A 22,689-nucleotide genomic window follows, 5' to 3' on the forward strand; every position below is an offset into this window, starting at 1 on the left:
GAGTGGTGTGATGGACCCGCTGACCGGATCACACGACCGACATGCGGATCCGGTGGCTCCCCCCGGGATCGACGTGACCACGCCGCACCCGGCCCGGCGTTACGACTACTGGCTGGGCGGCGTGGACAATTTCGAGGCCGACCGCGCCTCCGCGGAAGCCGTGGCCGAGGCGTTTCCCAGCGTGCAGATCGCGGCGTTGGAGAATCGCGCGTTCCTGCGTCGCGTCGTCGGCTACCTGGCCGCCGAGGCCGGGATTCGTCAGTTCCTCGATCTGGGCGCCGGTCTGCCTACCGCCGGGAACGTGCACGAGATCGCGCAGGCCGTCGCTCCGGAGTCGCGGATCGTCTACGTCGACAACGACCCCATCGTCGCCCTGCACGCACGCAGCCTGCTCGACAGCGCGCCCGAGGGGGCGACCAGGTATCTCGAGGCCGATGCCCGCCGGCCGGAGACGATCCTGACCCATCCGGACCTGCTCGCCACCCTGGATCTGTCGCACCCGGTGGCGCTGATCATGCTCGCGGTCATGCATTTCCTCCCCGACGACGACCGGCCCTACGACGTGGTCGAACAGCTGATCGAGGCCCTGGCGCCGGGCAGCTATCTGGTGATGTCACATGCCACCAGTGACCATCTGTCCGAAGAGGATCTGGCCGACAGCGAGCGGGCGAACAAGCGCAGCGGTATCCCGTTCCGGTTGCGGTCGACCGTCGAATTCAGCCGATTCTTCACCGGCCTGGAGCTGGTGGAGCCCGGCATCGTCTCGATCATCAACTGGCCCACCGAATCTCATCGCGCGCATCCGCGACCCGAGGCCGTCTCGATGCTCGGCGCCGTCGCCCGCAAACCCTGACCCGACCCGCATCCGGCTCATGGCTTCGGTGCCGGACCGAGTGCCGCTCCGCGGCTCGACGGTCACCGCCGTGCGCAGCGACGATGCGGCCCCGATACCGCACCAGCGGTACCGGGGCCGATTCGCGTTGTGTCGCGGGCGATTACGCGTCGTCGCCGATCAGGGCAGCGGGCCGCCCGCGGCGATCGCCGAGAGCGTCGCGAACTCGTCGCCCTTGAGCGAGGCACCGCCGACGAGCGCACCGTCGATGTCGGGGGCCGCGATCAGCTCGCCGACATTCTTGGCATTGACCGAACCGCCGTAGAGGATGCGCACACCCGCCGCAACCTCCGGACCGGCGAGTTCCGCCAGTTCGGTACGCAGCGCGCCGCAGACCTCCTGCGCATCGGCCGGCGTGGCGACCCGGCCCGTGCCGATCGCCCACACCGGTTCATAGGCGATGACCACCTTGGCGATCTGCTCGGCGGACAGGCCCTTGAGCGAACCGCGCAATTGCTCGAGGTTGTACTCCACGTGGGTCTGCGCCTCGCGGACCCCGAGACCTTCGCCGATGCACACGATCGGGGTCATGTCGTACTGCAGCACCTTCTTGGCCTTCGCCAGCACCGTGGCGTCGTCCTCGTTGTGGTACTGCCGCCGTTCGGAGTGCCCGACCACGACGAAGCTGCAGGACAGCTTCGCCAGCATCGCCGCACTGATCTCACCGGTGTAGGCACCCGAATCGTGCACCGAGACGTCCTGGGCGCCGAAGGTGAGCCGGAGCCGGTCGCCCTCGATCAGCGTCTGGATGCTGCGAATATCGGTGAACGGTGGAAGGACGGTGACGTCGACCTTGTCGAAGTACTTGTCCGGCAGGGCGAACGCGATCTTCTGCACCAGGGCGATGGCCTCGAGGTGATTGAGGTTCATCTTCCAGTTGCCGGCGATCAACGGTTTGCGTGCCATGCTCAAGCCTCCCCGTCTTCCAGAACGCTGATCCCCGGAAGCTGTTTGCCCTCCAGGTATTCCAGCGAGGCGCCACCACCGGTGGAGATATGGGAGAAACCGTCCTCCGGCAGGCCGAGGGTGCGCACGGCCGCGGCCGAGTCGCCGCCGCCGACCACGGTGAACGCGCCCTTACCGGTCGCCGTGACCAGAGCCTCGGCCACCGCGCGGGTGCCGGCCGCGAAGGCCTCGAACTCGAACACGCCCATCGGGCCGTTCCAGAACACCGTCCGTGCCTCGGTCAGCAGCGCGGCGAACCGCTTGGCCGACTCCGGACCGATGTCAAGGCCCATCCAGCCATCGGGAATCTCGTTGGCGGACACCGTCTTCGACTCCGCGTCGGCCGCGAACTTGTCGGCCACCACGATGTCGACCGGCAGATGGATCACGTCGGCGTAGCGCTCGAGCAGATCCTTGCAGGTGTCGACCATCTCCTCCTGGAGCAGCGAGGATCCGACCGAAAGGCCCTGAGCGACAAGAAAGGTGAAGCACATGCCGCCGCCGATGACGAGAGTGTCGACCTTGGGGGCCAGCGCCTCGATGACGGCGAGCTTGTCGGAGACCTTCGAGCCGCCGAGCACCACCGCGTAGGGGCGTTCGGTGTCGGTGGTCAGCTTGCGCAGCACGTCGACTTCCGCGGCCACCAGCGTGCCGGCGTAGTGCGGCAGCAGCTGGGCCACGTCGTAGACGGAGGCCTGCTTGCGGTGCACGACGCCGAAACCGTCGGAGACGAAGGCGCCGTCGTCACCGACCAGCTCGACCAGAGCACGAGCCAGCTTCTGCCGCTGCGCATCGTCCTTGCTGGTCTCACGGGGATCGAAGCGGATGTTCTCCAGCAGCAGCACGTCACCGTCGGTGAGGCCTTCCGAACGCGCGAGCGCGTCCTGGCCCACGACATCGCCGGCGAGCTGGACGTTGCGGCCCAGCTCTTCGCTCAGTTTCGCCGCGACCGGCGCGAGGGAGAGCGTCGGATCCGGCTCGCCCTTGGGACGGCCGAGGTGCGCGGTGACGACGACCTTGGCGCCGGCCTCGGCGAGCGCCTTGATGGTGGGCACGGAGGCGATGATCCGGCCCGGATCGGTGATCTGTCCGTTGTCGAGGGGGACGTTCAGGTCGGAGCGTACGAGGACGCCCCGGCCTTCGACACCCTCGGCCAGCAGATCCTGAAGGGTCTTGACTGCCATGGGTTTACAGCGACTTGCCGACGAGGCCGATCAGGTCGGCGAGACGGTTGGAGTAGCCCCACTCGTTGTCGTACCACGACACGACCTTCACCTGGTCGTCGATCACCTTGGTCAGCGGCGCGTCGTAGATCGACGAGTGCGGGTCGGTCACGATGTCGCTGGAGACGATCGGGTCGACGTTGTACTTCAGGATGCCCTTGAGCGGTCCCTCGGCGGCGGCCTGGTAGGCGGCGTTGATCTCCTCGACGGTGGCCGACTTGCGCAGAGTGGCGGTCAGGTCGGTGACCGAACCGGTCGGCACCGGCACGCGCAGCGCGTAACCGTCGAGCTTGCCGTTCAGCTCCGGCAGGACCAGGCCGATGGCCTTGGCCGCACCGGTGCCGGTGGGCACGATGTTCAGCGCGGCGGCGCGGGCGCGGCGCAGATCCTTGTGCGGGCCGTCCTGCAGGTTCTGGTCCTGGGTGTAGGCGTGGATCGTGGTCATCAGGCCACGCTCGATGCCGAATTCGTCGTTCAGGACCTTGGCCAGCGGGCCGAGGCAGTTGGTGGTGCACGACGCGTTGGAGATGATGTTCTGGCTGCCGTCGTACTGGTTGTCGTTGACGCCCATGACCACGGTCAGGTCCTCGCCCTTGGCGGGCGCGGAGATGATGACCTTCTTGGCGCCGGCGGCCAGGTGTCCCTTGGCCTTGGTGGCGTCGGTGAAGATGCCCGTCGATTCGACGACCACGTCCACACCCAGGTCGCCCCACGGCAGCGCGGACGGGCCCTCCTTGATGGCCAGTGCCTTGATCCGCTGGTCGCCGACCACGATGGTGTCGTCACCGTCGAGCGACACGTCCTGCGGCAGCCGGCCGAGGATCGAGTCGTACTTCAGCAGCGTGGCCAGGGTCGCGTTGTCGGTGAGGTCGTTGACCGCGACGATCTCGATGTCGGTGGTGCCCAGCGCTTTCTGCGCCTCCACCGCACGGAAGAAGTTACGTCCGATACGACCGAAGCCGTTGATGCCTACCCGGACAGTCACGTTATCGCTCCTCAGCTTTCAAGCGGATTCATTCCGATGCCAGACCACCCTAATGCCCGGCCATAACATCACGGACACGCCCCTGCCGCGACCTCACCGACCCGGCGCTGCGCCGGTGAGCGTGCAGATGCCGCCCGCGACCGGCGTCGTTGCCGCCGCCCGGGCTTGCCCGTCGCGGCCGGGGTACCCACCTACGCGGCTTTCACCGAACTCGGCGCAGGAAATCCGGTTACTCCGAAATCCGGATGCTCCGCCCGCCGAGGACCAGCGACCGCCGGGGGTTCGGTAGCGAGAGCCTATCGCACGACGATCGCCGCCGAAGCCGTGCCGAGCGCCGGTTGTGGACAACCATGAGCCTGTGGAGAAACCATCGGTCCTGCGCCACAAGGACATTCGCGACATCGGCCGCCGGCTCGTCCCCGTTCGGCGGCCGGCTACCCGATCCCGGGCCGGTTCGGGCGGCCCGGGATCGCGCGACTCATGCGTCTTCGAGAAGTTCGGCGGTGACCGCCGATTCGGTATCCGGAACGCCCAGTTCCTTGGCGCGCCGGTCCGCCATGGACAACAGCCGGCGAATCCGGCCGGCGACGGCATCCTTGGTCATCGGCGGGTCGGCCAGCTGGCCGAGCTCTTCCAGCGACGCCTGGCGATGCTGGACCCGCAGCCGACCGGCGGCGGCCAGATGGTCGGGCACATCCTCACCGAGGATCTCGAGCGCGCGTTCGACCCGCGCCGCGGCGGCGACCGCGGCCCGCGCCGAGCGTCGCAGATTGGCATCGTCGAAATTGGCCAGGCGGTTCGCGGTGGCGCGGACCTCGCGGCGCATGCGCCGCTCCTCCCAGGTCAGCCGGGTGTCCTGAGCGCCCATGCGAGTCAGCAGCGCGCCGATCGCCTCGCCGTCGCGCACCACGACCCGGTCGGTGCCGCGTACCTCGCGAGCCTTGGCCGAAATACCCATTCGCCGGGCGGCACCCACGAGCGCCAGCGCCGCCTCCGGGCCAGGGCAGCTCACCTCTAGTGCGGAGGAGCGTCCGGGTTCGGTCAGCGAGCCGTGTGCCAGGAAGGCGCCGCGCCAGGCCGCTTCGGAGTCACCGATACTGCCGCCGACGACCTGGGCCGGCAGGCCCCGGACCGGACGGCCGCGCACGTCGAGCAATCCGGTCTGGCGGGCTAGTGCTTCGCCCTCCTTGGACACGCGCACGACGTAGCGGGAGGTTTTCCGCAAACCGCCCGCGCCGAGCACGTGCACATCCGATCCGTAGCCGTAGAGCTCGAAGATCTCGCGCCGTAGTCGCCGCGCGATCGAACCCATGTCGACCTCGGCCTCGACGATCACCCGACCGCCGACGATGTGCAGGCCACCGGCGAACCGGAGTAGTGCCGACAGTTCCGCCTTGCGTGCGCTCACCTGCGAGACGGTCAGACGGCTCAACTCGTCTTTCACCTCGGCTGTCATCGCCACGAGACCCGCTCCTTTCCACCCAACACGGACCGCACCTGCTGGACCGGATGCCGTCCTTCGACTCGAAGCCCTGCCAATTCCGGCCGAGGTTGGCGGATCACCTGATCCAGTGCGGCGGCTAGCTTTCCAGGGTGGTGCCGGTCCGTCCCCGCCTCGGCGACATCAGCGAAGGTTACTCGTGCACGCAGCTGTTCGGCAGCTCTTGCCACATGTTCACGTTCCCTACCCTCGGGTACGGACCCGGAGTCCACCAGCACGTGGTCCACGGCGAAATCCGGTGCGTGCTGGGACAATACATGCAGATGCCGTTCGGCGGAGAATCCCGTGGTCTCGCCCGGCTCGGCCGCCAGGTTCAGGACCAGCACTTTCACCGCCCGGGTATGCATCAGCGCCTCCCGCAGATCCGGCACCAGCATGTGCGGAATGACGCTGGTGAACCACGATCCCGGGCCCAGCACCACCACGTCGGCATGTTCGATCGCCGCGGTGGCCTCCGGGCTGGCCGGCGGGTCGGACGGAATCAACCGGACCCGGCGCACCTTGCCCGGAGTGGTGGCGACCGCCACCTGACCGCGGATACAGCGGCTCACCCGCGGATCGGCCTCCAGCCCGGAGACGTCGGCCTCGATGGTCAGCGCGGTCGGCGACATGGGTAGCACCCGTCCCGTGCAGCGCAGGATCGCAGCCATCTCGTCGAGTGCGGCGATCGGGTCGCCCAGCACTTCGGCCAGGCCGGCGAGAACCAGATTGCCCACCGAATGCCCGGCCAGAGCGCCGGTTCCGCCGAAGCGGTGCTGGGCCGTGCGCGCCCACAGGCCCTCGGGATCCTCCGCCAGCGCGGCGAGGGCCATCCGGAGATCACCGGGCGGCAGCATTCCCAGTTCCGATCGCAGCCGGCCGGAGGACCCGCCGTCGTCGGCGACCGTGACGACCGCGGTGATCCGCCGGGTGAGCCGCCGCGCCGCGGTCAGGGTGGCGTAGAGGCCGTGGCCTCCGCCGAGTGCCACCAGCGCGGTCTCGTCGGCCTCGCCGGATTTCGCCGGGGCAGAGCTATCGCCCACGGCGGAGGTGTCGCCGCTATGCTCCCCGCCGCTCATTCGCGCCCCAGATCTCGGTGAACCACCCGGACCACGTCGGTCGATGCGCTGTCGGGCCGTCCCAGCAACTGGCCGAGCTCCTCGGCGATGGCCACACTGCGGTGTTTACCGCCCGTGCACCCCACTGCCACGGTCATATATCGCTTACCCTCCTGGCGGTAGCCGCTGGTGGTCACGTCGACCAGATGGCGGCAGGTGTTCACATAGTCCTCGGCGCCGGGTCGCGACAAAACGTACTCGCTCACCACCGAGTCCTGCCCGGTATGTTCCCGCAGTTCCGGGATCCAATGCGGGTTCGGGAGAAAACGCACGTCGAAAACCATGTCGGCATCCAGGGGAACGCCGTATTTGAATCCGAAGGATTGGATCGTCACCTGCAGCGCGGCCGGAGCTCCACCGCCGTAGGCCTCTTCGAGTTTGCGATGCAGCTGATGCACCGACAGTGCCGTCGTGTCGATCACGAGGTCGGCGGCGGTCTTGACCTTGGACAGCGCGCGGCGCTCGGCGGCGATACCGGCCGACAGCGTCCCGTCGGCGCTTTCGCTCTGCAGCGGATGGCGACGGCGGGCGTAGCCGAAGCGCCGGATCAGCACATCGTCGGAGGCCTCCAGAAACAGCAGCCGGGTACCGACGCCGCTGGCCCGCAACTGATCGGTCACGCCGGACAGATCACCGGTGAAGAAGCGGCTGCGCACGTCCATGACCAGGGCCAATTTGGTGATCGGCGGGTCGGCGGCGGCGCCGAGTTCGATCAGCCGTCCGATCAGTTCGGGCGGCAGATTGTCGGCGACGTACCAGCCCAGGTCCTCGAGGACCCGGGCTGCGGTGCCGCGGCCCGCTCCGGACAGGCCGGTGACGATGACCACCTCGACCGGGTGGGCCGCCGCCGAGGACCGGTTGCCGGCACTCGCACTGGGGTTGGATTCGACGCTCGTCATGTCCTATCGGGTCCGTCCATGGCTGCCATTCGATCATCCTGCCCGTCCCGACCGGCGCCGGCCGCGCGCACACCGCCGGCGCAACCGAGCCGTGATCGAGACGTCATTCCGAGTTGAGCGCCGCGAGTACGGCCTTGGCCGTCGCCACCCCGATCCCGGGCACCTCGGTGATTTCCTCCACCGTAGCCTGCTTGAGTTTGGCCACCGATCCGAAGTGGGTCACCAACGCGGTGCGCCGCGCTTCACCGAGACCGCGCACCGAATCCAGCGCGGAGGCCGTCATCCGGCGCGAACGCTTACTGCGATGGAAGGTGATGGCGAAGCGGTGCGCCTCGTCGCGCACCCGCTGCAACAGGAACAGCGACTCGCTGTTGCGCGGCATGATCACCGGATCGGGCTCCCCCGGGACCCACACCTCCTCCAGGCGTTTGGCCAGGCCGATCACCGCCACATCGGTGATGCCCAGATCGTCGAGCACCTCGGCCGCGGCCGCCACCTGCGGGGCGCCGCCGTCGACCACGTACAAATTCGGCGGGTAGGAGAATTTGCGCGGGCGACCGGTCGCGGGGTCGATACCGGGCGGCAGGTCGGCGGGCTCGGCCTCCGCGGTCGCGATCGCCGCGGTGTCCGGCCCGCCTGCGCCGGCACCGTCCGCGGGATCGGCCGGGGCGTGTGCCGCGCTCTTCGCCGCCGCACTCATCTCGTCCAGTTCCCGGCGCAACCGATAAAACCGCCGCCGGGTGACCTCGGCGATACTCGCCACATCGTCGGATCGGCCCTCCCCCGCGGCCTCCTTGATCGTGTAGTGGCGGTATTCGGATTTGCGCGGCAACCCGTCCTCGAAGACCACCAGCGAGGCGACCACATCGGTGCCCTGGACGTGGCTGATGTCGACACATTCGATCCGCAGCGGCGCGCTGTCGAGGTCGAGGGCGTCCTGAATGCCTTGCAGCGCAGCCGATCTCGCGGTCAAGTCGCCCGCGCGCTTGAGTTTGTGCTGAGCCAGGGCCTCCTGTGCATTGCGCTGCACCGTCTCCATCAAGGCCTTCTTGTCGCCGCGTTGCGGCACCCGCAGCGCTACCGACGAACCGCGCAACCTCGACAGCCAGCCCTGGACCTGATCCGGATCACCGGGCAATTCCGGCACCAGCACCTCCCGCGGGACCGCGGTCGCGGGGGTCTCGGTATCGGTGTGTTCGGCGAAGGCGGCCTGCTCGCCGTAGAACTGGGTGACGAACTGTTCGACGAGCGCGGCCAGCTCGCTCGGACCCCGGGCGCCCTCGTCGAGGGCCGCGGCACCCGCGGCATCCTCGGCGGCCGCCCAATTCAGATCGGCCGCGTCGCCGGATTTGTCGACGACCCAACCACGCTGACCGCGCACCCGGCCGTCGCGCACGTGGAAGATCTGCACCGCGACCTCGAGTTCGTCGGCGGCGAAGGCGATGACATCGGCGTCGGTACCGGTCCCCAGCACCACCGCCTGCTTCTCCAGCGCCCGTTTCAGGGCGGCCACGTCGTCGCGCAGGCGTGCCGCGGTCTCGAAGTCCAGATCCGCCGCGGCCGCCTGCATCCGGCGTTCCAGCTCACGCACCATCCGATCCGTACGACCGGACAGGAAGTCGCAGAAATCCTCGGCGATCCGGCGGTGTTCCGCGGCGTCCACCCGGCCGACGCAGGGCGCCGAACATTTGTCGATGTAGCCGAGGAGGCACGGACGCCCGATCTGCCTGTGCCGCTTGAACACTCCGGCCGAACAGGTGCGCACGGGGAACACCCGCAACAGCAGGTCCACGGTTTCGCGGATGGCCCAGGCGTGGGCATACGGTCCGAAGTAGCGCACCCCCTTCTTGCGCGCACCGCGATAGACGAAGACGCGGGGATATTCCTCGTTCATACTCACCGCGAGCATCGGATAGGTCTTGTCGTCGCGGTAGCGCACGTTGAAGCGCGGATCGAATTCCTTGATCCAGTTGTACTCCAGCTGCAGCGCCTCGACCTCGGTGGACACCACCGTCCATTCGACGCTCGCGGCCGTGGTGACCATCTGGCGCGTGCGCGGGTGCAGCGAGGAGACGTCGGCGAAGTAGGAATTCAGGCGGCTGCGCAGACTCTTGGCCTTACCGACATAGATCACCTGCCCGTAGGAGTCCCGGAACTTGTAGACGCCGGGTTCGACGGGAATGGTGCCCGGTGCGGGCCGATAGGTCGCGGGATCTGCCACGGGAACCAGGTTAACGACCGGCACCGACAGCGGTGCCGGCCCGGGAGCGAGCGGACGGCACCGCCGTCACCGATGCATCCGGTGCGCACCCGCGACGATCGCGTCGCACAGCGCCCGCTCGGGTTCCGACAACCGGCTGTGCCGGCGCAGCAGCACGAATTCGAGCTCCCCGAGTTCGGGCAGCTTGTCGTCGTCGACCGCGAAAAGACCGGGCGGAAGCAAGGTTTCGGCATGCGCCACCACGCCCAGCCCAGCCAGCACCGCCGCCCGCAGGCCGAGCTGACTGTCGCTCACGCAGGCGATCCGCCAGCTGCGGCCCTCCCGTTCGAGTGCCCGCAGCGCAACGTGGCGGGTGAGACTCGGCGGCGGGTAGGTGACCACCGGGACGGGGTCGGCGATACGACCGAGACCGGGACGCCCGGCCCACACCAGCCGATCCCGCCACAGCAGTTCCCCGTGTCGTTCACCGGTGAGCCGCTTGGCCACCATCAGGTCCAGTTCGCCGGCGGCCATGCGGGTCTTGAGATTCTCGCTGAGCCCCACGGTCAGCTCCAGATCGACACCGGGGTGGGAGCGCTGGAACTCGAGCAACATATCCGGCAGTTCGCGGGCGACCAGGTCGTCGGAGGCGCCCAGGCGGATCAATCCGGTCAGCCGGGAATCGGAGAAGTACCGGTCCGCCTCGGCCTGGGCGTCGAGAATGGCGCGGGCGAAGCCCACCATGGCGGCCCCGTCGGCGGTGAGCGCCAGATTGCGGGTGTCGCGGCGGATCAGTTCACGACCCGCGGCCTGCTCGAGCCGGGCGATATGACCGCTGACCGTCGACTGCCGCAATCCCAGAATGCGGCCGGCGGCGGTGAATCCGCCGGCCCGCTCGACGGCGAGGAAGGTACGCAGCAGTTCCGGATCGAACATATTCATCACACTACGCGTTCCTAGATATCGCACCCATCGACTTTCATGATCAGTGGCGTGGGTCGTACCGTGGCGTGGTGACGCTGCTGGCCAAACTCCGCATCGATGGATTCCTGCTGGGACTGTTCGCCGCGATGGCGATCGGCCTGCTCCTGCCCGCGCGTGGCGGCGCGGCCGACGTCCTGGACTGGGCCACCAAGGTAGCGATCGCGGTGTTGTTCCTGCTGTACGGCACCCGGCTGGAACCGCGAGAGGCACTCGCCGGGCTGCGGCACTGGCGGTTGCACACCACGGTGCTGGCCGCGACATATGTGCTGTTCCCGCTTCTCGGACTGGCGATGCGCTTGCTGGTTCCGTCGGTGCTGACCGACGACCTCTACACCGGCATGTTGTATCTGTGCCTGCTGCCGTCGACCGTGCAGTCCTCGATCGCGTTCACCGCCATCGCCAGGGGCAACGTCGCGGCCGCGGTGGTCAGCGCCTCGGTGTCGAATCTGCTGGGCGTCTTCCTCACACCGTTACTGGTGATGTTGCTGATGCAGACCACCGGCAACGCCACGGTCTCGCCGATGTCCATCGTCGAGATCGTGGTGCAACTGCTGCTGCCGTTCATCGCCGGTCAGCTGTTGCGCCCGAAGCTGCACTGGCTGCTGGCACACACCACGGTCACCAAGATCGTCGACCGCGGCTCGGTGTACCTGGTGGTGTACGCGGCCTTCAGCGCCGGCATGGTCGAACACGTCTGGCAGGGGCTCGCCGTGGGACGCCTGCTGGCGGTCGTGGGCGTAGCGATCGTCCTACTGGCGGTGGTGCTCGGGGTGACCGCGGGCGTGGCCCGGCTGCTGGGGTTCGACCGTGCCGATCGCATCGTGGTGATCTTCTGCGGGTCCAAGAAGAGCCTGGCGACCGGCCTCCCGATGGCCACCGTCCTGTTCGCCGGACATCCGGTGGGCCTGATCGTGCTGCCGCTCATGATCTTCCATCAGATCCAGCTGATCACCTGCGCCGCCCTCTCCGGGCGCTGGGGCCGGGCGGCCGACGAAGCCGAGGCGGCCCGGCTCGCCGCCGCCGCGGACGGGACCGCCACCGCCGGCGTCACCCGGATTCCGCGAGCCTGACCGCACCGGACGACGAGAACCCTTCGCGCGCGGCCACTTCGGCGTGCAATGTCGCCGCGAGATCGCCCCGCTCACCGACGACGACATCGTCCAGGCCCAGCCATTCGGCCATGGCTTCCAGCTCCGCGGCCAGCTCGTGCGCGATCCGCGCATGCGGCCGGTCGGGTTCGGCGAAGGCGCCCAGGACTCGCAGCCGGCCGGTGGCGCGGTCGGCGCGCAGGTCGACCCGCGCGACCAGTTCTCCGTCGAGCAGGAACGGGAAGACGTAGTACCCGTGCACCCGCTTGTGTTCGGGGGTGTAGATCTCGATGCGATAGTGGAAATCGAACAGCCGCTCGGTTCGCGGACGGAAGAAGATCAGCGGATCGAACGGGCACAGCAGCGCGCGCCGCTCGATCCGACGCGGAATCCGGACATCCGTGCGCAGATAGGCCGGGCGATCCCACCCATCCACCTGCACCGGTTCCAGTTCGCCCGCGTCGACCAATTCGGCCACCGCCGGTTCGCACTGACGCCGGTGCAGCCGGTAGTAGTCGCGCAGATCGGCCTCGGTGGCGACGCCGAGGGCCGCGGCGGCCCGCCGGACCAATTCCCGCACCGCGTCCGGCTCCTCGACCCGCCGGCGCACGATCTCGGCCGGCAACACCCGCTCGGTGAGGTCGTAATGACGCTGGAATCCGACCCGTTTGTCCACCGACAGCTCGCCGGTGGCGAACAACATCTCACACACCACCTTGGTGTCGCTGTGATTCCAGCCCCAATGATCCTTGCGCCGTGGGCGATTCAGTTCCAGCTGCCGCTCCACCTCGGCGGCGGTGCAGGCACCGACCTCCGCGATCACGGCGAGGACCTGCTCGGGCAGCCGTGGGTTCTCCTCGAGCACCCTACGGGCGCCACCCCAGCGGCCGTGCTCGTAACCGGCCATCCGCCACCGCAGCAACGGCCAATCCGCCACCGGGATCAGCGCGGCCTCGTGCGCCCAGTACTCGACCAGACGCCGCGGCCGTCGAGCGCTGTGTCCCCACGCCGCCTCGTCCAGCGCGGCGGGATCGTACGCACCGATCCGCGCGAACACCGGAGCGTAATGCGCGCGCACCACCGCCGCGACCGAATCCAATTGCAACAGCTGAGTATTGCGCACGACGCCGAGAACAGCGCGGCGCGACGAGGCGAGCGCAGGACCGGTGGCGCGGTCACGGGCGGGTCCGGCGAATCCCTGGGCGGCGAGCGCGGCGCGACGGGCCGCGGCGGCAGTGATGGTGCGCACTCCCCGAATCTGCCATGGACCACCGACAGATATTCCGCGGGCAGGCGCACCGCCCCCGCATCTGCTACGTTGAACACGTTCGATACACCAATGTATCCATTTCGCAGAATGCGGAGGAGTGCCCGTGGCGCCGTCAGCACAGCCGGATGTCATCGTCGTCGGAGCCGGACTGGCCGGGCTGGTCGCCACCTACGAGCTCACCCGCGCCGGTCGCCGCGTCCTGGTACTCGATCAGGAGAATCGCAACAATCTCGGCGGGCAGGCCTTCTGGTCGCTGGGCGGGTTGTTCTTCGTCGACAGCCCGGAACAGCGCCGCCTCGGCATCAAAGACTCCTTCGCCCTGGCCTGGCAGGACTGGGAGGGCTCGGCCGGCTTCGACCGGGAGGACGAGGATCACTGGGCACGACAGTGGGCCCGCGCCTACGTCGAGTTCGCCGCCGGCGAGAAGCGTCGCTACCTGCACGATCTCGGCCTGCGCGTCACTCCCCTGGTCGGCTGGGCCGAGCGCGGCGGCGCCACCGCGGACGGGCACGGCAACTCGGTGCCTCGCTTCCACCTCACCTGGGGCACCGGGCCGGAGGTGTTGCGGGTCTTCCTCGAACCCGTTCTGGACGCGGAGAAACGGGGCCTGGTCGATTTCGCGTTCCGGCACCGCGTCGACGAGTTGATCGTCGACAACGATGCGGTGGTGGGTGTGCGCGGCAGCGTGCTGGAGCCGAGCGAGCTCGACCGTGGCGTGGCGTCTTCGCGAAACACGGTGGGCGAGTTCGAGTTCCGCGCGCCCGCCGTCCTGGTCTCCTCGGGCGGCATCGGCCACAACCACGAGCTGATCCGTCGGAACTGGCCGACCGAACGCCTCGGTCCCTGCCCGCAGACGATGATCTCCGGCGTTCCCGCCCACGTCGACGGGCGCATGCTCGCGATCACCGAAGCCGCCGGCGGCCGAATCGTGAATCGGGACCGGATGTGGCACTACACCGAGGGCATTCACAATTGGGATCCGATCTGGCCCGACCATGCCATCCGGATCATCCCCGGGCCCTCGTCGCTGTGGTTCGACGCCCAGGGAAAGCGTTTGCCCGCACCATGTTTCCCGGGCTTCGACACCAACGCCACGATGAAGGCGATCCTCGCCACCGGTTACGACTACTCGTGGTTCGTCCTGACCCAGTCGATCATCGAGAAGGAATTCGCCCTCTCCGGATCCGAACAGAATCCCGACATCACCGGTAAGGACCTCAAACTCACCCTCAAGAGCCGCGCCGCCAAGGGCGCGCCCGGACCGGTCGAGGCGTTCAAACGACACGGCGTCGATTTCGTCGTCGCCGATACGCTGCCGGAGCTGGTCCGCGGGATGAACGACATCGCTCGCGGCCCCCAACTGGAGCTCGCCGATCTCGAGCGCCAGATCATCGCCCGCGACCGCGAACTGGACAACAAGTACAGCAAGGATGCCCAGCTGATGGCCGTCGCCAATGCCCGCCGATCGCTGGGCGACAAGCTGGGCCGGGTCGCGGCGCCGCACCGTATCCTCGACCCCGCGCACGGGCCGTTGATCGCCGTGCGACTGAACATCCTGACCCGGAAGACCTTGGGCGGCCTGCAGACCAATCTGGACGCGCAGGTCGTGCGAGAGGACGGCACACCGTTCCCGGGTCTGTACGCGGCCGGCGAGGTGGCCGGTTTCGGTGGCGGCGGCGTCCACGGCTACAACGCGCTCGAGGGCACCTTCCTCGGCGGCTGTATCTTCTCCGGCCGGGTCGCGGGCCGGGCGATGGCGCGGCTGCCGCGCTGATCAGCGCGGTTCGAGGCTCTTGGCACCCACCGCCCGGATCAGGCTGAAGATCGGCAATCCGATCACGAGATGTTCGATCGCCGTGGAGGCGCCCACCCACAGGTCGCTCGACAGGGTCAGCGGGATGATCACCGACGCGGCGATGAGGATTCCGACGATCCAGGCGAAGAACATATCCGGCGACGGTGTGCCCAGATGCAGGACGTACCACAGCACGCCGGCCAGGAGGGCGCAGAAGAAGGCCACGACGGCGAACCAGTACCCCTGCTCGGCCATCGGGTTCCACACGCCGAACTTGCCGCTCTCGGTGGCGCGGGTGGCGATGACGTCGATGATCCACGCGCACAGCCAGGCCGCGAGAGCGGTGACGACCGCCGTGGCGAGTACGCCTCCGGCGAACATGCCGAGATTCACCTCGGGCTGCCGCTGCTGCGCCGGCTGCCCCGGCGATCGATAGGACTGCTGGTAGCCGGGATCCTGATAGCCACCCGGCTGATAACCGCTCTCGTACCGCGCGGTGTGCTGCTCGCGCGGGTCCTGTGGATACACCGCCGATCACCTCCGTCGTGAATGTGTCTGCCGAGTCTAGGGCCGCACCGCGGCCGGCGACGCCCGAACGACACGCGGCAGGCCGGGGCCCGGGCCGGCGAAACGCCCCGGACCGACGCCGGTCATCGGCGAATCACGCAGGTGCCAAACGCCTTTCGTATTCAGCGGCCAGATCGCGCAGGGCGGCCGCCCCGTCGCCGGCGAAACTCGAGCCGTGCATGACCGCCAGCGTGGCGGGCCGGAGATCGGCCAGTCGATGCAGCGCCGCCGGCACGGCCGGACCGAGCGAGGTGGCGTGGAAGACGTCTTCGGCAAAGGCGGCGGGTCCGACGACGTCGGATTCGGTGAGGGCCGGCCCGTCCCCGACCTGAGTCATCAGGTCACCGCAGAACAACACCCCGGTGGTCTCGTCGTAGAGCACCCGCGCCTCCCAGTTGTGTGGAGCATGGGGCGTGTCGAGATGCCGGATGCGGTGCTCGCCCAATTCGAGGACCTCACCGTCGGCCAGGGGCCGCGGAGGGCGGTCGGCCAGATCGTTGATCGACACCTCGCACCCCAGCGCCCCGTGGGCCACCTGGGCATGCGGCGCCGCGGCGAGGAACAGGTTCATCGCGCCGCATTCGTCGGCCTCGACGTGGCCGAAGGTGATCCAGCGCAGCCTCTGCACCGGGACGATGGCGCCGATCTGTTCGCTGACCAGCGGATACAACGCCCGCATACCGCAATGGAACAGCAGTGGTTCGTCATCGACCACGAGGAACTGGTTGATGGTGAACCCGGTCGGGCCGACCTCCGGCATGAAGGTGGATATCCGGTAGATGTGGTCGGCGATTTCGTCGGTACGGCTCTGCATGTTCGGCTCCCATCCGGGCCCGGACGTCGGCAGCCGTTCGAACGCGGCGCGGACCCGTGTCCACAAGTTCGACCCCGTTCCACTGATGTTATCCAGATCACACCAATGGGTCGATACCCACGATCCGATCCGACCGAGACGGGCGGGACGCGGCCGTTCCCGCGTCCCGCCCGGGGCCACCGGCGCGATCCCTACTCGGCCGCGGCGGGCTCCGGCGGCGACGCCTCGGGTTCACGTCCAGCCGCCGACGAACTGCCGGTATCCGGCGCGAGGCCCGGCTCCGCGCCCGCGCCCAGCGCCGCGAGTTCCGCGCTCACCCGGCGGTCGTGTTCGGCGGCGTCGGCGGCTGCTCGCTTCGGACTCCACCGTCCGGCCATCAGGAACACAAACGGCAGGAACAACACCTGGGCGATCAGGCAGATCCACCACCACTGCCGCCACTGCACCGGCGAATCGGCGGCGGCCTGTCTCACCTGCGGGTCGATGGTTGCGGAGCATTCACCCGACCGCGAGCGGGGTTCCGGCGCCACCCCTTCACCTATCAGCTTGTCTGAGGAGTTTGCTACCGTTGACCGCATGGTCGACTCCCCCATCCTCCAGGTGGACGCCGTAGATTTCGTGCGCAACCGCACCCCGATCCTCGCCGACGTCTCGCTGACGGTCCGCGCGGGCGAACACTGGGCACTGCTCGGGCCCAACGGCGCCGGCAAAACCACCCTGCTGAAAATGCTGGGCGCCTTCGAACATCCCACGCACGGCAGTGTGCACGTACTCGGCCACCGGCTCGGGCGCGTCGACATGCGCGAACTGCGGACGCTCATCGGCCATGTCGACCCGCGACACAACCCGCCGTATCCGCTCACCGCCCACGAGGTGGTGCTGACCGGACTCACCAACACCGCCGATATCAAGCAGCGCTGGTCGCCCACCCCGGAACAGGATGCCGAGGCCGACCGGCTCATCGAACTCATGGGCCTCACCCACCGCCGCGAGGCTCGCTGGCCCACCCTCTCCCAGGGGGAACGCGGCCGCGCTCTCATCGCCCGCGCGCTCATCGCGGAACCGCGTCTGCTCCTGCTCGACGAACCCTCGACGGGGCTGGACGTGGGCGGGCGCGAGCAGCTCATCGAGCGGATCGACCTGTTGCAGGCGACCCATCCGGAGCTGGCGTCGGTTTTGGTCACCCATCATCTGGAGGAGCTGCCGCCGGCCACCACCCATGTGCTGCTCCTGCGGGCCGGTCGCTGCGTCGCGAGCGGGCCGGTGGACCAGGTGCTCACCAGCGCCAACATCAGCACCTGCTTCGACCACCCGATCCGGCTGACCCGGACCGACGACGGCCGGTGGCATGTGCGGACCGAACGCAGCGTGCGCGCCTGATCCCAGCGACAGACACCAATCTTTCCGTTGACAAGATTAGTGCGGCATGCGATGTTCGACAGGCGCCACGCTCTACTCGCCTCGTCGAAAGCTCTCGCCATGCCCACCTTGCCCTGGCTCACCATCGATCGGCCCGGTAACGACACCGTCCAGGTCATGGCCTCGCGGCTCGAGGTCCGATCGCTGTGGCACGTCCCCCGCTTCTTCGCGACCTCGATGGTGCTGTGGCGACAGGCTCGCCGCTCCCCCGGCGCCATCGGCATCACGCTGAAAGCCGACCTCACCCGCCGGACCTTCTGGACGCTGTCGGCGTGGGCCGACGCCGACGCGATCACCGCCTATGCGCGGACCGATCCGCACGCCTCCGCGATCGTGCGGGCCCGAGCCGTGATGCGCGAATCGACCTTCGTCTTCTGGTCCGCCCCCGCGGCCGAGCTGCCGATCGGCTGGCCCGAGGCGCAGCGCCGCATCGCCGCCGAGCGCGAGAATCCCAGCCGCACAGCGGCCTCGTGAGGCCAGATCGCGCAGATCAGTCCTCGACGGGGACCGGCTGTGTCGGCCGCGCCGGTTGCCCGTCCGGCGGCTCGCGCAGCCGCGCCACCTCGAGCACCCGCGAGCGGGCCGCGAACCAGCCGACGATCAGGGCGGGTATCAACACCACGAGGCTCGCCACCGTCCAGGTGCCGACCGGGCGGTCGAATGCCATCAGTACCAGCATCGCGGCGAGAAACACCAGCGTCGCGATGCCGGTGTAGGGCGCCCCGAACATCCGGAAGGCCGGACGCTCCATCTCACCGCGCCGCCAACGCCGCCACAGGGCCAGCTGGCACAGCACGATGGTCGCCCACGAGGCCAGAATGCCCAGCGAGGCCACATTGAGCACGATCTCGAAGGCACGTGCCGGGACGATGTAGTTGAGCCAGATGCCGACCAGCGCGATCAGGCTGGTCAGCACGATGCCACCGTAGGGCACGCCGCGGCTGCTCATCCGGGCCGTGAACGCCGGCGCGCTGCCGTTGACCGCCATCGAACGCAGGATCCGCCCGGTGGAGTACAGCCCGGCGTTGAGACTGGAGAAGGCCGCGGTCAACACGACGAGATTCATCACCGAACCGGCATGGGCCACACCCAGCTTGGTGAAGAACGTGACGAAGGGACTTTCGTCGGCGCGGTAGGCGGTATAAGGCAGCAGCAGGGCCAACAGGATCAGCGAGCCGACGTAGAACACCGCGATCCGCAGAATCACCGAATTGATCGCCCGCGGCATGATCTGCTGCGGATTCTCCGTCTCGCCCGCCGCCGTGCCGACCATCTCGACCGCCGCATAGGCGAACACCACCCCCGAGGCGACCGTCACCAGGGGCAACACGCCCGTGGGGAACCAGCCGCCGGCATGGCCGACCAAACCGAAACCCGTTGCCGCACCGTCGATCCGGAATCGGCCACCGAGGAATACGATGCCGATGATCAGGAACGACACCAGCGCCACGACCTTGATCAGCGCCGCCCAGAACTCCAGTTCGCCGAACCATTTCACCGAGACCAGGTTCACCGCGAGCACCAGACACAGCGCGATCAGCGCCAGCACCCACTGCGGGATCGCGCCGAAGGCGCCCCAGTAGTGCAGATAGGTCGCGATGGCGGTGGTATCGACGATGCCGGTCATCGACCAGTTCAGGAAGTATGCCCATCCGGCGACGAAGGCCGCCTTCTCCCCGTAGAACTCGCGAGCGTAGGAGACGAACGACCCCGAGGACGGCCGGTGCAACACCAGCTCCCCCAGGGCGCGCAGGATGAAGAAGACGAAGACACCACAGACCGCGTAGACCAGGAACAGCCCGGGCCCGGCATCGGCGAGCCGTCCACCGGCCCCCAGGAACAGGCCGGTGCCGATCGCGCCGCCGATCGCGATCATCTGCAGCTGCCGCGGCTTGAGGCTCTTGTGATAGCCGCTGTCCTCGGCGCTGAGGTGCGTCTGCGCTGGTATCTCGCTCATCTCGCTCATCGGTCGGGGGTTTCCTTGGTCGAGGTCGGGGCGGCTCGACGTTACCCGGTGTGGGAACGAAGCCCGGCGCGGTGGGGCCGGTGCGGGTTAAAGTGCCCGCATGAGGCGCACGCGAGCGATCTTGGCCGGCGCGAGCGCCGCCGTCCTGCTGAGCACGACGCTGCTCACCGGTTGCGCGTCCAACACCTCCGAATCCGATCGCACCTGCGCCGACACTCCGAACGGCACCCCGGTCAGCGCCGCCGCGGCACCGACGGCGACCGCGACGAATCTGGCGACCAACCCGGAAATCGCCACCGGTTATCGCAGCGATATGACGCCGGTGCGGACGCACAGCTTCGCGGTCTCCACCGCCAACCCGGTCGCCACCCGCGCCGCCTGCCGGGTACTCGCCGACGGCGGCACCGCCGCCAATGCACTGATCGCCGCCCAGACGGTGCTGGGCCTGGTGGAACCCCAGGCCTCCGGCATCGGTGGCGGAGCATTCCTGCTCTACTACGACGCCGGTTCCCGCTCGATCGACGCGTACGACGGCCGGGAAATCGCCCCCGCCGCGGCGACCGAGAACTACCTGCGCTGGATCAGCGATACCGATCACGCGCCGCCGCAACCGAACACCCGGGCCAGTGGTCGTTCCATCGGCGTTCCCGGGGTCCTGCGCCTGCTCGAATCCGCCCATCACGACCACGGCAAACAACCCTGGCGCGATCTGTTCGACCCGGCAATCGACCTGGCGGACAACGGCTTCGACATCAGTGCGCGCCTGGCGAGCCAGATCGCGCAGTCCGCACCGGAGCTCGCCCGCGACGAGAATGCGAAGGCGTACTTCCTGCAGCCGGACGGTACCCCCAAACCCCGGGGCTACCACCTGACCAATCCCGCCATGGCCAAAACACTGAGCGCCATCGCGGCCGACGGCCCGGATGCCTTCTATACCGGCGCCGTCGCCCACGACATCGTCGAGGCCACCGCGACCACCAGCGGCGGCCGCACCCCCGGGGCGCTCTCGCTCGACGATCTGGCCGGCTATCACGCCGCGAAACGGACGGCGCTGTGCACCGAGTACCGGGGCAAGCAGATCTGCGGGATGCCCAATCCGTCATCGGGCGGCATCACCGTCGCCGCGACGCTGGGCATCCTCGCCAACTTCGACCTGGCCGCCCTCGGCCCCGACCATCCCGATCGCAACGGGGGAAAACCGAAAGCCGAAGCCGTCCATCTGATTTCGGAGGCCGAACGGTTGGCCTACGCCGATCGGGACAAATACGTCGCCGACAGCGATTTCGTGCCGTTGCCCGGCGGCTCGGCCGACGCCTTGCTGAACAAGGACTATCTGAAGCAGCGAGCCGGACTGATCAACCCGGACCGTGCGATGGGTACCGCCCAACCGGGGGACTTCGGCCCGGTGCCACTCGGCGCCGGTGGGCCCCAGCCCGAGCACGGAACCAGCCATATCTCCGTGGTGGACCGGTACGGCAACGCCGCCGCGATGACCACCACGGTCGAATCGGCCTTCGGGTCCTTCCACCTGGTCGACGGCTTCGTCCTCAACAATCAACTCACCGACTTCAGCGCCGAACCCGCCGACGCCACGGGCACACCGCTGGCCAACCGGGTCCAACCCGGTAAACGCCCACGCAGTTCGATGAGCCCCACGCTGGTGTTCGACCGCGCACCCGACGGTACGCGCGGGCAGCTGATCGACGTCACCGGTTCGCCGGGTGGGTCGGTGATCATCCAGTTCGTGGTGAAAACGCTGGTGGGCCTGCTGGATTGGCAGCTCGATCCGCAACAGGCGGTCTCCCAGGTGGCATTCGGCGCCGCCAATACTCCGGTCACCGGCGTCGGGGGCGAACATCCCGCGGTCGACGCCACCGCCGACGGCGCACACGATCCGCTGGTGCAGCGACTGCGCGCGATGGGGCATCAGGTGTCGGTCGCCGACCAGTCCAGTGGGCTCAGCGCGCTGCAGCGCACACCGGACGGCTGGATCGGCGGCGCGGACCCGCGCCGGGAGGGCATCGTGCTCGGCGATGCTCGCTGAGCGGTACCTCAGTCCTGTTGCGCCGCAGTGTACTTCGCGCCGAGTTCGCGAAAGCGATCCATCGCGCGGGCGGCATGATCCTTGTCGTTGACCCGGATCGCGAGCATCGGCACGTACTCGTCGCCGACCAATTCCAGGCGCGCCCAAGCCTTCTTGTCCGGGATCGAGATGCCGCGGATATCCGCCCAGCGGAACTCGTTGTCGCCCAGAATGTTGCGGACCACCACACCCTGCGCACCGACCCGGACCCGCGGCCGGGTCAGCAGCAGCACCGCGCCGGCGAGCAGCAGACCGAAACAGACGATCGCCACCTGATCGGCGCCCCGGAAATTGACGCCGGTCGTGGAGTTGCTCGACAACACACCGGCCACGACGAACAAGATCGCGATCACCGCGGCCACGATGCGCGCGGTCCGCACCGCCCGGCGCGGCCGCACCTCGAGATCCCACTGCGGCTGCTCGGCGGCCGATCGGGTACCGCGGGAGACCGGTGCCATCGGCTCAGGCTTCTCGCCGCAGCGCGCGCAGGGTCAAGGCCGCGTCCAGCGCCGCCGCGCTCGCCTGCTCGCCCTTGTTCTCGGCCGAATCGGGCAGACCCGCGCGATCGAGCGCCTGCGCCTCGGTGTTCACGGTGAGCACGCCGTTGGTCACCGGGGTGCCCTCGTCCAGCGACACCCGGGTCAGTCCGGCGGTCACCGCGTCGCAGACGTACTCGAAATGCGGTGTCTCACCACGGATCACGACACCCAGCGCCACCACCGCGTCGTGGGTGCGGGCCAGCGCCTGCGCGACCACCGGCAACTCCATCGCGCCCGCGCACCGCACCACGGTGATCTGCTCGACGCCGGCCTCCCGGGCCACCCGCTCGGCATTGGCGAGCAACGTATCGCAGATGGTGCTGTGCCAGCGGGACGCGACGATTCCGACCGTCAAATCCTTGGCATCCGACAGCGCGAACTCCGGTACACCCGTACCGCTCATCGACCGTTACCCCTTCTCA

The 22,689-nt window shown here is 68.5% G+C and carries 21 protein-coding genes; 6 read left to right on the top strand and 15 right to left on the bottom strand.

Going from position 1 to position 22,689, the window contains the following annotated elements:
* Positions 1-10 precede the first annotated feature (10 nt).
* Positions 11-853, top strand: a complete 843-nt coding sequence (locus ON37_RS14545; protein WP_051031594.1) for an SAM-dependent methyltransferase — start codon at positions 11-13, stop codon at positions 851-853.
* A 159-nt stretch (positions 854-1,012) separates the two neighbouring features.
* Here ON37_RS14545 and tpiA read toward each other — a convergent pair whose 3' ends face one another.
* From tpiA to ON37_RS14585, 8 genes are all read right to left on the bottom strand, one after another.
* Positions 1,013-1,798, bottom strand: coding sequence for a triose-phosphate isomerase (gene tpiA / locus ON37_RS14550; RefSeq protein WP_040719957.1), 786 nt, complete (start codon positions 1,796-1,798; stop codon positions 1,013-1,015).
* A gap of 2 nt (positions 1,799-1,800) precedes the next feature.
* Positions 1,801-3,021 carry a phosphoglycerate kinase gene (locus tag ON37_RS14555; RefSeq protein WP_040719959.1) on the bottom strand — a complete coding sequence of 407 codons (1,221 nt, stop codon included), beginning with the start codon at positions 3,019-3,021 and terminating at the stop codon, positions 1,801-1,803.
* A gap of 4 nt (positions 3,022-3,025) precedes the next feature.
* The gene (gap, locus tag ON37_RS14560) at positions 3,026-4,045 is read right to left on the bottom strand and encodes a type I glyceraldehyde-3-phosphate dehydrogenase (protein ID WP_040719960.1); all 1,020 of its coding nucleotides are present in this window, start codon (positions 4,043-4,045) and stop codon (positions 3,026-3,028) included.
* Between the two features lie 478 nt (positions 4,046-4,523).
* A complete protein-coding gene (whiA, locus tag ON37_RS14565; protein WP_040719962.1) occupies positions 4,524-5,507 on the bottom strand; it encodes a DNA-binding protein WhiA in 984 nt (327 codons plus the stop codon).
* Positions 5,498-6,604: a gluconeogenesis factor YvcK family protein gene (locus tag ON37_RS14570; protein WP_083892993.1), complete on the bottom strand. Its 1,107-nt coding sequence runs from the start codon at positions 6,602-6,604 to the stop codon at positions 5,498-5,500. Before ON37_RS14570 ends, whiA begins: the two co-directional genes overlap by 10 nt.
* A complete protein-coding gene (gene rapZ, locus ON37_RS14575) occupies positions 6,601-7,542 on the bottom strand; it encodes an RNase adapter RapZ (protein ID WP_040719964.1) in 942 nt (313 codons plus the stop codon). The genes ON37_RS14570 and rapZ overlap by 4 nt, the downstream gene beginning before the upstream one ends.
* 103 nt (positions 7,543-7,645) lie before the next feature.
* A complete protein-coding gene (gene uvrC / locus ON37_RS14580; protein ID WP_040719966.1) occupies positions 7,646-9,763 on the bottom strand; it encodes an excinuclease ABC subunit UvrC in 2,118 nt (705 codons plus the stop codon).
* Positions 9,764-9,829: 66 nt separating this feature from the next.
* Entirely contained in the window at positions 9,830-10,684 is an 855-nt protein-coding gene (locus ON37_RS14585) for a LysR family transcriptional regulator (RefSeq protein WP_040719968.1), read from the bottom strand.
* 71 nt (positions 10,685-10,755) lie between these two features.
* Between ON37_RS14585 and ON37_RS14590 the strand changes: the two genes are divergently transcribed.
* A complete protein-coding gene (locus tag ON37_RS14590; protein ID WP_040720006.1) occupies positions 10,756-11,796 on the top strand; it encodes a bile acid:sodium symporter family protein in 1,041 nt (346 codons plus the stop codon).
* On the opposite strand, the gene ON37_RS14595 is transcribed toward ON37_RS14590, so the two are convergent.
* Positions 11,774-13,063 (bottom strand): winged helix-turn-helix domain-containing protein, encoded by a 1,290-nt coding sequence (locus ON37_RS14595; protein WP_040719969.1) that lies wholly within the window; start codon positions 13,061-13,063, stop codon positions 11,774-11,776. The two genes, ON37_RS14590 and ON37_RS14595, sit on opposite strands and share 23 nt — an antisense overlap.
* A 124-nt stretch (positions 13,064-13,187) precedes the next feature.
* Between ON37_RS14595 and ON37_RS14600 the strand changes: the two genes are divergently transcribed.
* Positions 13,188-14,858: an FAD-binding dehydrogenase gene (locus ON37_RS14600; protein ID WP_040720007.1), complete on the top strand. Its 1,671-nt coding sequence runs from the start codon at positions 13,188-13,190 to the stop codon at positions 14,856-14,858.
* On the opposite strand, the gene ON37_RS14605 is transcribed toward ON37_RS14600, so the two are convergent.
* The 3 genes from ON37_RS14605 to ON37_RS33670 form a co-directional block, all read right to left on the bottom strand.
* Positions 14,859-15,407, bottom strand: coding sequence for a DUF6069 family protein (locus ON37_RS14605; protein WP_040719970.1), 549 nt, complete (start codon positions 15,405-15,407; stop codon positions 14,859-14,861).
* Positions 15,408-15,540: 133 nt separating this feature from the next.
* Complete coding sequence (locus tag ON37_RS14610) at positions 15,541-16,260, bottom strand: MBL fold metallo-hydrolase (RefSeq protein ID WP_040720009.1); 720 nt, start codon at positions 16,258-16,260, stop codon at positions 15,541-15,543.
* Between the two features lie 191 nt (positions 16,261-16,451).
* Positions 16,452-16,733, bottom strand: a complete 282-nt coding sequence (locus ON37_RS33670) for a hypothetical protein (RefSeq protein ID WP_040719972.1) — start codon at positions 16,731-16,733, stop codon at positions 16,452-16,454.
* Positions 16,734-16,836: 103 nt separating this feature from the next.
* On the opposite strand from ON37_RS33670, the gene ON37_RS14620 reads away from it, so the two are divergent.
* Complete coding sequence (locus tag ON37_RS14620) at positions 16,837-17,640, top strand: ABC transporter ATP-binding protein (protein WP_051031596.1); 804 nt, start codon at positions 16,837-16,839, stop codon at positions 17,638-17,640.
* 99 nt (positions 17,641-17,739) lie between these two features.
* A complete protein-coding gene (locus ON37_RS14625) occupies positions 17,740-18,153 on the top strand; it encodes a DUF3291 domain-containing protein (RefSeq protein WP_040719973.1) in 414 nt (137 codons plus the stop codon).
* Between the two features lie 16 nt (positions 18,154-18,169).
* Here the strand turns inward: ON37_RS14625 and ON37_RS14630 are convergent, their stop codons facing one another.
* Positions 18,170-19,645, bottom strand: a complete 1,476-nt coding sequence (locus ON37_RS14630; protein ID WP_040719975.1) for an amino acid permease — start codon at positions 19,643-19,645, stop codon at positions 18,170-18,172.
* A gap of 100 nt (positions 19,646-19,745) precedes the next feature.
* Between ON37_RS14630 and ggt the strand changes: the two genes are divergently transcribed.
* The gene (gene ggt, locus ON37_RS14635; protein ID WP_040719977.1) at positions 19,746-21,689 is read left to right on the top strand and encodes a gamma-glutamyltransferase; all 1,944 of its coding nucleotides are present in this window, start codon (positions 19,746-19,748) and stop codon (positions 21,687-21,689) included.
* A gap of 8 nt (positions 21,690-21,697) precedes the next feature.
* On the opposite strand, the gene ON37_RS14640 is transcribed toward ggt, so the two are convergent.
* Together ON37_RS14640 and ribH are read right to left on the bottom strand one after the other, a co-directional pair.
* Complete coding sequence (locus ON37_RS14640) at positions 21,698-22,186, bottom strand: PH domain-containing protein (protein ID WP_051031597.1); 489 nt, start codon at positions 22,184-22,186, stop codon at positions 21,698-21,700.
* Between the two features lie 4 nt (positions 22,187-22,190).
* Positions 22,191-22,670, bottom strand: coding sequence for a 6,7-dimethyl-8-ribityllumazine synthase (ribH, locus tag ON37_RS14645; protein WP_040719979.1), 480 nt, complete (start codon positions 22,668-22,670; stop codon positions 22,191-22,193).
* Positions 22,671-22,689: the final 19 nt, after the last annotated feature.

The sequence above is a fragment of the Nocardia veterana NBRC 100344 genome, from assembly GCF_000308855.1.
Classification (GTDB): Bacteria; Actinomycetota; Actinomycetes; order Mycobacteriales; family Mycobacteriaceae; genus Nocardia; species Nocardia veterana.